The sequence below is a fragment of the Nocardia crassostreae genome, assembly GCF_001613405.1.
GTDB classification, from domain to species: domain Bacteria; phylum Actinomycetota; class Actinomycetes; order Mycobacteriales; family Mycobacteriaceae; genus Nocardia; species Nocardia crassostreae.
This window is the reverse complement of the sequence record NZ_BDCH01000055.1, coordinates 1-2,455: the sequence shown is the minus strand read 5'-3', so window position 1 is coordinate 2,455 and position 2,455 is coordinate 1. Positions and strand designations below refer to the sequence as shown.

At 68.7% G+C, this 2,455-nt stretch carries 1 protein-coding gene; it reads left to right on the top strand.

What is annotated here, in order from left to right; all coding sequences use genetic code 11:
- Positions 1-2,394 (top strand): (Fe-S)-binding protein (locus NC4_RS38540; RefSeq protein ID WP_067549554.1); only part of this gene is annotated, 2,394 nt, incomplete at its 5' end.
- Between the last annotated feature and the right edge of the window lie 61 nt (positions 2,395-2,455).

Sequence of the window (2,455 nt, the reverse complement as noted above, 5' to 3'; positions counted from 1 at the left end):
CGCAATGTCACCTGGGGCGTGGCGTGGCACCGCTTCTCGGCATTCCCGAACATCTACTTCAAGCGTGAGGATGACGGCGGCGTCGCCCTCGGCGCGGCCAAGCCCATGATGTCGCAGGGCAAGGCGATCGATATGGAGACCGCCGATCCGGACAACGACACGTTCGGTGTGGGTAAGTTCGAGGATTTCTCCTGGAAGGGCATCCTCGACGTCACCACCTGCACCGAGTGCGGCCGTTGCCAGTCGCAGTGCCCGGCGTGGAATACCGGTAAGCCGCTCTCGCCCAAGTTGTTGATCATGTCGCTGCGTGACCACGGTTACGCCAAGGCCCCGTACCTGCTGGCCGGTGGCCGCAAGGATATGGGCGGCGACGAGATCGGCTTGGTGGACGCCGAGGGCAAGCCGAACGAGGGTGCGCTGGCCAAGATTCCGGAGGCCGCCCGCGCCGAGGCCGAGCGCCCGCTGGTAGGTGGCGAGGATGTCGGCGGCATTATCGATCCGGAGGTGTTGTGGTCGTGCACCACCTGTGGCGCCTGCGTCGAGCAGTGCCCGGTGGATATCGAGCACGTCGATCACATTATCGATATGCGCCGCTACCAGGTGCTCATCGAATCGGAGTTCCCTTCCGAGCTGGCGGGTCTGTTCAAGAACCTGGAGAACAAGGGCAATCCGTGGGGCCAGAACGCCAGGGATCGCCTGAACTGGATTTCGGAGGTGGACTTCGATATTCCGGTCTTCGGTCAGGACGCGGATTCCTTCGACGGTTACGAGTACCTGTTCTGGGTGGGCTGCGCGGGCGCGTATGAGGACCGCGCCAAGAAGACCACCAAGGCGGTGGCGGAGCTGCTCGCGACCGCGGGCGTGAAATTCATGGTGCTCGGTCAGGAGGAGACCTGCACCGGTGATTCGGCGCGCCGCGCGGGTAACGAGTTCCTGTTCCAGCAGTTGGCGATGCAGAACATCGAGGTGCTGAATTCGGTGTTCGCCGGTGTCGAGCAGGCCAAGAAGAAGATCGTCGTCACCTGTGCGCACTGCTTCAATGCGCTCAACAACGAGTACCCGCAGGTGGGCGGCAGCTACGAGGTGGTGCACCACACCCAGCTGCTGAACTGCCTGGTGCGGTCCAAGCAGTTGATCCCGGTGTCGCCGGTGGCGCAGAACGTCACCTACCACGACCCGTGTTATCTGGGGCGGCACAACAAGATCTACAACGCGCCGCGGGAGTTGATGGCGGCCTCGGGCTCGACCCTGGTCGAAATGCCGCGTCACGGTGAGCGTTCCATGTGCTGTGGTGCGGGTGGTGCGCGGATGTGGATGGAGGAGCAGCTCGGCAAGCGCATCAATGTCGACCGCGTCGACGAGGCCCTCGATACCCTGGGTGGCGGTAACGAGCCGTCGATGATCGCGACCGGTTGCCCGTTCTGCCGGGTCATGCTCACCGACGGTGTCACCGCCCGCAAGGACGGCGGGCAGGTCGGCCAGGGTGTGGAGGTCGTCGATGTCGCCCAGTTGATGCTGAACTCCATCGACCGCATCGACCCCGCGCAGCTCAGCGAGAACCTGAAGGTCGTGCAGGAGCCCAAGGTGGCCGAGCCCGAGCCTGCCGCGGCGAGCCGCGAGTCCGGCACCGCGGAGCCCGAGCCCGCGACCGCCTCGGTCGCGACCGCCGAACCCGAGGCTGCGGCCGAGCCGAAGGCCGCACCGGCCGGTGGCGGTCTGGGCATGAAGGGCGGTCTGAAGCCGCCCGGCGGCGGCAAGGGCCTGGCCATGAAGGGCGGCCTCAAGGCCCCCGGCGCGAAGGCTCCCAGCGCCGCCCCGGCCGAATCCGCCGCCGCCGCTTCGGCTCCGGCCGAATCCGCTCCGGCCGCCGAATCCGCGGCTCCGGCCGCCAAGCCCGGTGGCCTGGCCATGAAGGGTGGACTGAAGGCCCCCGGCGCCAAGCCGGGTGGTCTGGCCATGAAGGGCCCCGCCAAGGCTCCGGGCGCCAAGCCCGCCGCCCCGGCAGCGCCCGCGGCCGCGGAACCCGCTGCGGCAGAGCCCGCGTCGGCTCCCGCCGCGAGTGCGCCCGCCGAGGCGACCGAGGCGACCGAGGCCAAGCCGACCGTCGCGGCCAAGGGCCTGGCCATGAAGTCCGGCCTGAAGCGTCCCGGCCCGAAGGCCCCCGGCGCGACCGCCACTCCCGCGGCGGAACCGGCCGATCCGGCCGCCGAAACGCCTGCGGCTCCGGCCGATTCGGCTCCGGCCGAGCCCGCCGCGACCGAGGCCAATGGCACCGCGGCAACGGCGTCCGAGAGCACGGCTCCCGAGGGCAATGGCGCAGCCAAGCCCCCGGCCGCCAAGCCCGGCGGTCTCGGCTTCAAGTCGGGTATGAAGGCTCCGGGCAAGAAGAACTGACGCCCGGCTGATCCGCGAAGGCGCGCTACCGAATCGGTGGCGCGCCTTCGTCGTTTGCGGG